Origin of the sequence: Acetobacterium bakii, assembly GCF_001263355.1 — a bacterium.
GTDB classification, from domain to species: Bacteria; Bacillota; Clostridia; order Eubacteriales; family Eubacteriaceae; genus Acetobacterium; species Acetobacterium bakii.
The window spans coordinates 1-8,868 of sequence record NZ_LGYO01000076.1; the positions used below are offsets into that span (position 1 = coordinate 1).

Here is an 8,868-nt window from a genome sequence, read left to right on the forward strand (position 1 = left end):
GTTGAATGCGGCCAGGTCGGCTTCACTCATATCGGGCTTGATGCTGTAAAGACTGATCACTTTAGCATCTTTAATGCCTGCGGCTGCGGCGGCTTTTTCAGCTTCGTCGATTTTTTCGGCATCATCAGTTTCGGTTTCCACCTTCAGACCAATGCCGGCGGGAAGCCCAACCATTTCGATGCCGGTGGCTTCATCTTTGGCCGGTGGGGTTGCTTTTTCCAGCTCGGCGATTTTTGCTTCAGCGGCAGTTAAGGTGCCAAGGTTGGTAACCAGAGATTTCTGGGTCTCAGTTAGTCCGTCATAGGCGGTTCTGGCTGCTGCCACGGCCACCTTGTCAGTGAGGGCCAGTTTATCGGCGCCCGGCAGGGCGTTGATCTGATCCGTGACGACTTTGGCAGCGGCATTATCGGCCTCTCCCGGGTCGACCGGTTTGTAGTCCGCAACCGCTTTATTCAGGGCAGTAGTCGCAGCATTAGTCGCTTTTGTAGAAGCGGTCATATCCTGTATCGCTGCCATGGCGGTGTCATAGGCCGTCTTGATGGTGGTATCCTGAAGGTAGGCACTGTTGCCGTTGACGGCGGCAATGGCTTTGATCAGACTGTCTTTGTTGGCAATGGATACCAACACCTTGTTGGTGCCGTATTCAATCCCGGTTAAATCGCTACCGGTTCCCCAGTAGGTAAAGGCCAGCCGCATAACATCGCCGTTTTTCAGGGTGTATGCGTCCATGCCTACATTAGGGGCTTGATTATTAACCAGATAGTACCAGCCGGAATACTTGCTGTAGTCAAATTCTCCCAATACATTGCCGCCATAACGGCTGGCATAGGCATTGGCGGCGGCACTGTCACCGCCTTTCAATTGAGAAACGATGTAATCAGGAATCGCGGCGGTTCCGGTATCGGCTCCTTTTACCGCCCGGAGGTATCCCACGTCACCAACCAGGTTGTCAGCTCCCAGTAGTTCTTCAATGGCCTGACGGGCGGTTTCCCCTTCTTTAATGGGCAGGGTGACCGGTTCCACATAGAAGCCCTGGCCGATGGTAAAGCGTTCCACGTCGATGGTGATGCTGCCGGTTGCGGGTTTGAGTTTTTCAATGGCCGCTTCTGCTTGCGTTAGAATTGCCACGGTATCGGCTGACACCAGCGTTCTTTGCGATTTGGTCAAAGCGTTATAGGCGCTGCGTGCTGCTTCCACCGCCGCTTTCTGATCATAACTGGTGATGGTTCCCAAAGTATTGATCTGATTGGTGACACTCTGCGCCGCGATACTGTCCGTATCTGTTGGTTTTTGAAGATCGGCAATCTTTGCTTCGCAGTCTGTCAGTTTGGTGTAATTGGTCACCAATTTCTGATCTTCTGCACTTAATGCGTTATAAGCACTGCGGACATCAGCAACCGCTTTCTGGTTGTCCAGGGTGATGGCCGCCGCTTCGGGAAGGGCTGTAATCTGGGCCATGACAACTTTGGCGGCTTCGCCTGTTTGAGTGATACCCGCCGCTATTTTGGCCGCTGTCAGTTTGGCAAAATTGGCGGTACTGATAGTTGCCTTCTTGCTGGTGTTTAGGGCATCGTAAAGATCCGTTGCCGACTGTACGGCAGCTTTGTTGTCAGCGGTAATGGTTTCCGGCAATGCTGTAATGGCATTGTTCACCACGACCGTTGAATTGGCTGCATCACGCATATTAAAGAACTGATTTTTTCCTTCGGCGGAACGAACCAGAGCATTGATTCCCCGGGTAATCTGGGTAGGATCGTAGGAATCGATTGATGAATCATAGGTTCCCTTTTCGAGATCAAAAGAAGTTAAAAGCGCACTTAAAGGTGAGCTTCCATTTTTAACAAAGCGAGAATCAAAGGGACTGATTCCTGCCATTCCAAGTGAAATGTTCACTTGGGCATTGGTCCAATAGTTGGATATATCAAAATCTTTTGACCCCAAATATTCTGCTCCTCCATAACCGCCCCAGAAAGTACCCTTATAGCTCTGAGCATTTTCAAACATATTCAGATAGAATTCAACCGCGATTTTGACATCGTACCATTCATCCCCGGGTTGTGCGTTAGGATTGTAGTAGGCCATAATGGGCTGAATGCCCATGACCGACATATCGGAAGCCGTATCGTTTTGGATGGTATTTCCCTGAACATCAGTTGTTTTTATTTGCGCCAGATTATGAATATAGGCATTGACATCCATGTGTTCACTGTCCTGGGTCAATGTAAAGTCCTGAGCTGTTATGGCAAAGGTTGCATACTGTCCGGCAAAATATTTCCCATTGGTTGCAGTATCCTTGCGGCTTAATATATCGATGAGGTCATAGCCTCCCACATCTCGTGGATCATAACCAATCGCTTCGATTAGGAGTACATCCTTGGCGGTATCACAAGCATCAAAGGTTTTTCCTTCGACTCCCTGAGCCTTTAAATCGGCGTATTTTTTAGTAAGGGTTTTGAAATATTCATCGTAGAATCCATCTGGCACCGAATAATCGTTTCTGGCCGCAGCCATTACAACCCATGGATCATAGGTTTTGGTCGGATCAGGATTTTCTCCGAGCCACTTTTTAATGATCAAATTGCAGGCTGCCTTGGAATCTGCAATAATCTGCTGCTGTTGGGCTGGAGTGGGATCAGCTGTACTGTCTTCCAAAAATTGACCCCGAGCCACATTTCGCTGACCACCGGTTAAAACGCCGGGATCCAATTCATAATCCACTTCACTGTTGGGATCGTAGGAGATAGATAAAGAATTAAAGGTAACATAACCCCTGGCATTGTCTCCCATAGTTCCCACATAAAAAGGATCATCTTTCACAGAATAGTTCACTTTTAAATGATTGGGATTTGTACCGAGATCATTGACAATTTGAACATCTTTCAGCTTTGTCATTCGGCAGGTTTCAAAATCAGATGCGTCATAGGTTCGCGGTTCCAGAACAAAATTAAGAGATATCACCTGACGTTTGTTTAGGGTGTCTTTTTTTGTGAAATCAAGTTTTGGATAACCGTCATTAGCGGCTGAATCCACTGTCCAGCTCTGGATAAAATCCCAGCCGACAGCTATGTAGGTGGTGTCTTTCTTCATCATTCGAGTGGTGTTGGCTGTTCCTTTTACATCATTCAGAGTTTTTCCCAAAATGTTGCTGTCATAGAAGCAATTGGTAATTGTTCCTCCCCCGAGGGGCTGGGAATCAGCGCTGATGGACCCGGACCAAACTCCTGCATAATAGGAATCTTCAACTGTTCCATCATTGCTTAACCCGAAATACTTCACATCTGTTTTTGCATTGCTGGTTACCGTCACGCGACTGTAGCAGTTTTTGATCACACCTTTGAGCGAAACCGTTTCACCCGCTACTTCTTTTATTAAATTAACGTGCTGTTCTCCAACTAGTGCTCCGGCTGAACACGGCGCAGTAAAAGCAATACTGCCAGTGACTCCGCAACGGGTCACCTTGCCGCCGTTAAAATCGGCAACAATCCCGGTTTGATTGGTTGAATTATAACTGTTATATGCTTTGTAGTCTATTCCGGTGGTTCCATCATAGGTTAGATTAACCTGGACAATGAAATCTCCTACAATTCCATTTGAGCCGATAACGCTGAAAAGTCCAGACTGATTATCGGTATAATTGGAAATGGTATAGCCTCGTCCGTCGAAGGTACCATCAAAAATGTAGTATTGAGTCAAAGGAGTTTGATAAGCGGCAAGCCCGGTGGCATCAATATTACCAGTCAAAATCACCGTTTCCCCGGCGTAGCTATAACCACTTTGAATATCAGATCTTAAAGCGTTAAGATCCGACACACTACTGATCGTATACTGGCCTGCTTCGTTCTTACTTAGCGTCGGCGGGGTATTCACATTGACCTTGACCAATGCATCAATGGCCGATTTCAGGTCACTCGTTTTTGTATCCACCTCATTCTGATCATTTTTAGTCAAATTGCTATTTTCATAGCATGTCTGAGCTGCCGCTTTGGTTGTTGTTACTACTGCATAGCTCTCCTGGGTATAATTACTCTCGATCAATGAGCCTGCTCGATCCAGTTGAACTTTCATGGCCGTTTTGTCGGCAGTCAGTGCCCCATTGACCAGAGTTGTTGTAATCGCATTGGACAGATTTATTTTAGCCGTGTCCACTTCTGTCTGGGTTGCATCGGTTTTAGCAAGAACTGTTTTGGCTACACTTAAACAGTCACTGTAGGTTTTCCATGCATCACTGGAATAGTTTGCTTCGACATAACCAGCCGCTTCAGCATCTGTTACGACTTTCTGAAGGGCACTTTTATCCACTCCTTGATTAACCTTCACCAATCCGGTGATGGCATCATTGATACCCTGCACTGCCGCAGAGATCTCCTCGCTGCTAATATTATTCGAACTATCTGCAGCACTATTTTGCAATTTTTCTCCCGCGGTTACCGCCGTCGTAAGGATTGCAAAACTCTCTGTGTTATAATCTGCGGCTTTATAGGTGTCTGAATTCGTGAGTGCTGTACTTAAATCGCCAATGGATACCAGCGCATCAATTTTTTCTTGAACGCTCACAATCCAGGAATCAACGCTAGTCTGACTGACTTCTACTTTGTCTAATGCATACTCTTTTGCAAGTCCCACATAATTATTTAATTGCCCTAAACTGTAAGCTGTATAGTTTGATGAATCACCGGTATAGATTCCAGCTTTGGTTATAATATTCTGCAGAGCAGTTTTATCCGGTATCACAATCGCATTTTTAATGGTGGCCTGTAAACTTCTTCCCGTATCTAGAAGAGATGAGAGCGTGACCTTAGAAAGGTCCACTGCTTTTGCGGTATCCAAAGCGGTTTGAATTACAGTAATACTGGCCGGTGTGTAATAAGTGGTTTTTTTAACTTCTATTTCGCCGGAAGCAATAGTCTGGCTGAATAAAGTTTTGTCAGCCTCACTCAATGACCCAAGCACTTTTAATTCTGGGTAGCTTCCTTCATTTAAGACCCAGGTATAGTTGACATCCCAGTTTGCAAAAGTAGCTATCTGTTTGAGGTCATTTGCTGGTTTTCCTATACCTGTAGTTAAAGTAGAAAGGTCTCCCTTGATTCCTTCAATATTATAGAAACAATCGACCGACTTCTTACTCCCCGCTAAAGGTAAGACTGTTTTACCGGTTAATGTCCCTGTGCTTAAACAATCAATCATTTTATTGGTATTTTTCTGGGTAAAAATACCAACTACTATCCCATTAGGAGCAGTAATATCAATGGTACTCATGCAATTGCTCATTATTTTTGCACTTGTGGACATACAGTAACCAAAACCAGCGGTTGTTGTTCCTTCTGCTGCATTAGTTCGGACAATTGACCCGCTGACCTTACAGTTTTCAATATTTCCACAAGTACATGCTAAAGCATAGTAGTCATTGGCAGCTGCTATCGCACCATCAGAAATGGCAACATTGAGTTCAAGATTTTTAACAGAACCCGACATATAATTGAACAAGCCATAAACCGGGTCATTAAATCCGATGATCTTGTGTCCCTCTCCGTCAAAGTTTCCATAAAAAGTTGTCGAATATAAGCTGAAAGCTGTTAGCTTATATTCCCCAATGACAATATCATTGGCAAGGGTGATGGTTTTTCCTCCAAAATCATTTCCTCCGGCCAAATCAACCCGAAATGCATCCAAATCCGCTGCAGTTGAAATCACATAGCTTCCATTTGTTGGATTCCATGTGTTTGTTCTCTCAACTAAAGTAAGCGCATCAATGACTGCTTTTAATTCACTGGTTTTAGCGTCGACAATATTCTGTTGCTGTTTGGTAAGATTCTTGTTATCATAATATCCCTGAGCTGTTGTTTTTACTGCTGCCATTGCAGCAATGCTCTCAGCTGTGTAATTGCTTTCGACTAAAGCATTGGCACGATCCAGCTGTTCTTTTAAAGCTGTTTTATTTGCCTGTTTTCCCCCAGGCATAGTCACTGCAACTGTTTTCGTCAAATTTTTTGTTGCCGCATCCACTTCTGTCTGGGTTGCATCAGCCTTTTCCAAAATTGTTTTTGCATCACTTAAATAAGTGCTGTAGAGACCCCAGGCGAAAGCTGTATAGTCTGCTTCTAAATAACCGGCAGCATCCGCATCGCTGACCGCTTTCTGAAGAAGAGATTTATCTGCGCTCTGGATGACTGTAACCAATCCGGTAATGGCATCGTTGATGCCCTGGACCGCTGTAGTCACCTGATCACTGGTAATATTATTTGAACTGCCTGCAGCACTAGTCTGCACTATTTCTGCTGCTGTTACCGCCGTTGTCAGCATGGCAAAACTCTCTGTCGTATAATCTGCATTTTTATAAGTGTCCGAATTCGTCAGTGCGGTATTTAAATCGACAATGGATACCAGAGCATCAATCTTAGTCCGTATGTTAGCGACTGCACTATCGAGGGTTGCCTGACTGGCTTCCGCATTGGTCATCGTACTAGTTCCCGATGTTACCGTTCTTGTTAATTTATTGATGCTATAGGCTGTGTAATTCGCTGAGTTGCCAATGTAAGTACCAGCCTCGGTGATAATGTTCTGTAAATTTGTTTTATCCGGTATCACAATCGCATTAACTATGGTCGTCTGCAAATTTTTGCCTGCATTTTGCAGAGCAATCATCGATGCCGTTTTGGTATCCACTATTTTCGCAGCAGTCAGAGCCGTCTGAATGGCTGTAATGCTGGCAGGTGTATAATAAGTGGCTTTCGCAACTTCTATTTCTCCGTTAGCGATGGTCTGATTGAACAAATCGATATCCGCCTGAGAAACATCACTGAATACCTTCAAATCCGGGTAGCTGCCGTCTGATAATTTCCAGGTAAAGTTACTATCCCAGCTTTCAAAGGCGGCTGCCAGTTTGAGTTCACTACTGGTTTTACCAATCCCTTTACTGCTTGCTGAAAGGGTTCCCTTAATTCCATCGGCGTTATAGTAACTGTTAGCAGCACTGTTTGCACCACTGATTGGAACAATCGTCGTTCCTGTCAAAGTTCCCAGGCTCAGACAATAGTTAAATGTGCCACTATTCACCTCAGCAGCAATCCCACAGGCGGTTCCATTGCCTGCATTGATATCGATTGTGCTAATACAGTTGCTGATCAAACAATTGCTTGAATTCAAGTAGTTGACAAAGCCACTTGTGACAGTATCAACCCCTGCGTTGGTCCGAATTATGCTTCCACTGACCTTACAGTTTTCGATTTTTGCGCCCAAATTCTCAGCAACTGCGTAGTAATCCTTGTCCTGGGCAATCGAATTATCTGGAATGCTAACATTAAGTTCCAAATTTTTGATGCCATTTTTCCCGTCCCAGTTTTCGATTGTATAGACCAGACCACCGGAAGCATCATTGAATCCGGTTATTTTATGGCCTTGCCCATCCAATACACCATCAAATTTAGGATTGTTAGTCTCTGTTTTTATCGGCGTCAATATCTCAGACCCAATACTAATATCATTGGCAAGGGTAATGGTCTTTCCTCCTAAATTATCTCCTCCCGCGATAACAGATCTAAACGCATTCAAATCCGCTATCGTACTGATAACATAACTTCCCCCACTGGGATTCCATTCTGATGAGGGCGCTGCTGCACTGACAAGGCTTATCGGAGGCAACAGTTCCAATATCATTACTAATATCAATATAAAACTCTGTAAAAATTTTTTCATTAATCTTCACTCCTATTTTTTTATTTTTTCTTATTCCAAACCATTTAATTTTTTAATAAGGTCGGCATGACATAATAGAAGGGTCATAATCCATTGCATTAATTTATGACCCAGGGACAATACAAATTAGCGTTTGTATTGTCCTTTTTTTTCGTTTATATCACTTAAATTTATTCTCTGTTCTCACCCCCCTCTTTTAGAAATTCAAGACTTCATATCCATCTTTTTCACTAACCAATAAACGTGTTCCTTTTCTCTTAACCTGTTGTCATCTTCTTCTCCTTCTTCTAATTCAACTTTATTTTTAAGCAAAAAAAGAACTCCCATCCAAGTCAAAAAATGACTTGTGACAGAAGTTCCAGAATATGCTGTAGAACTTTGCTTGATCTGATCCACTCTGCGTTGGATCATATCTGTCGATAAAGAATGAGTTCCCGACTGAAGCCTTGCGGCAATCACGGCAGCGCATCTGCTAGGGATTTTCACCCACATTCCTCTGAGGTAAAAGGCATCGCTGCTTTTACCAAGCCTACTATAATTTCGGCAACTCTTTATCATCTTATTTATATTCAATTTGCTGCATCTTAATCTCATTTAAGTTACAAAGTAATCTTAACATTGCGTTTCTGACATTGCAACTGTTTTTTTTTTAATTCTTGTCGTTATTTCTGATTTTCCGCATAAACCCATTCTCCCGGCACTAAGCATCCATCCGGGCGCCTTTTTGCACACCGCCCCCGCAGTCTAGGTGATCATAAGCGGCCCGGCCGAACGTTTTAATCGCAAAAAAGCAACGGCACAGGATGATTAAGTCCTGTCCCGCTGCCGGGCTTCTGTTTATTCCCTGGGGGTGAAGGGATACCTTCATTCCCAGGGTGCTGTTCATTTTTTCTTTTACTCTTCTTTTTTTAGTTGTTACTCACGAAAGCGCTCTCGGTTGCTCCCGGGGCGGCGGCCCCTTTGGGAACCACCACAATGCGGATCCCTTCCAGGCGATAGCTGAAGCCTTCGGTTCCGGCACTGGCGCCATTTTTGGCCCAGCCCATCCAGCCGATGTTTTCGGCGTGCACCTGATAATAAATATCACACAGCTCGGCGTCGGCTCCGGTCAGGCTGATACGGATGCCTTCCAGGCGTTTCGCTTCGCCCTCGGTTCCGCTCATGGCGCCGTTGGTC

General features: G+C 44.7%; 3 protein-coding genes and 1 pseudogene. All 4 read right to left on the reverse strand.

Translation table 11 applies throughout. From position 1 onward, the window contains the following. Window positions 1-7,692: DUF4430 domain-containing protein (locus tag AKG39_RS18835; protein ID WP_083439675.1), on the reverse strand; the 7,692-nt coding region annotated here is incomplete at its 3' end. A gap of 204 nt (window positions 7,693-7,896) precedes the next feature. After that, window positions 7,897-8,184: a hypothetical protein gene (locus AKG39_RS18840; protein ID WP_126981258.1), complete on the reverse strand. Its 288-nt coding sequence runs from the start codon at window positions 8,182-8,184 to the stop codon at window positions 7,897-7,899. Window positions 8,185-8,392: 208 nt separating this feature from the next. Then, window positions 8,393-8,578 carry a hypothetical protein gene (locus AKG39_RS18845; protein ID WP_050741957.1) on the reverse strand — a complete coding sequence of 62 codons (186 nt, stop codon included), beginning with the start codon at window positions 8,576-8,578 and terminating at the stop codon, window positions 8,393-8,395. Between the two features lie 22 nt (window positions 8,579-8,600). After that, window positions 8,601-8,868 (reverse strand): annotated as a pseudogene (locus AKG39_RS18850) (S8 family serine peptidase); the annotation flags it as partial.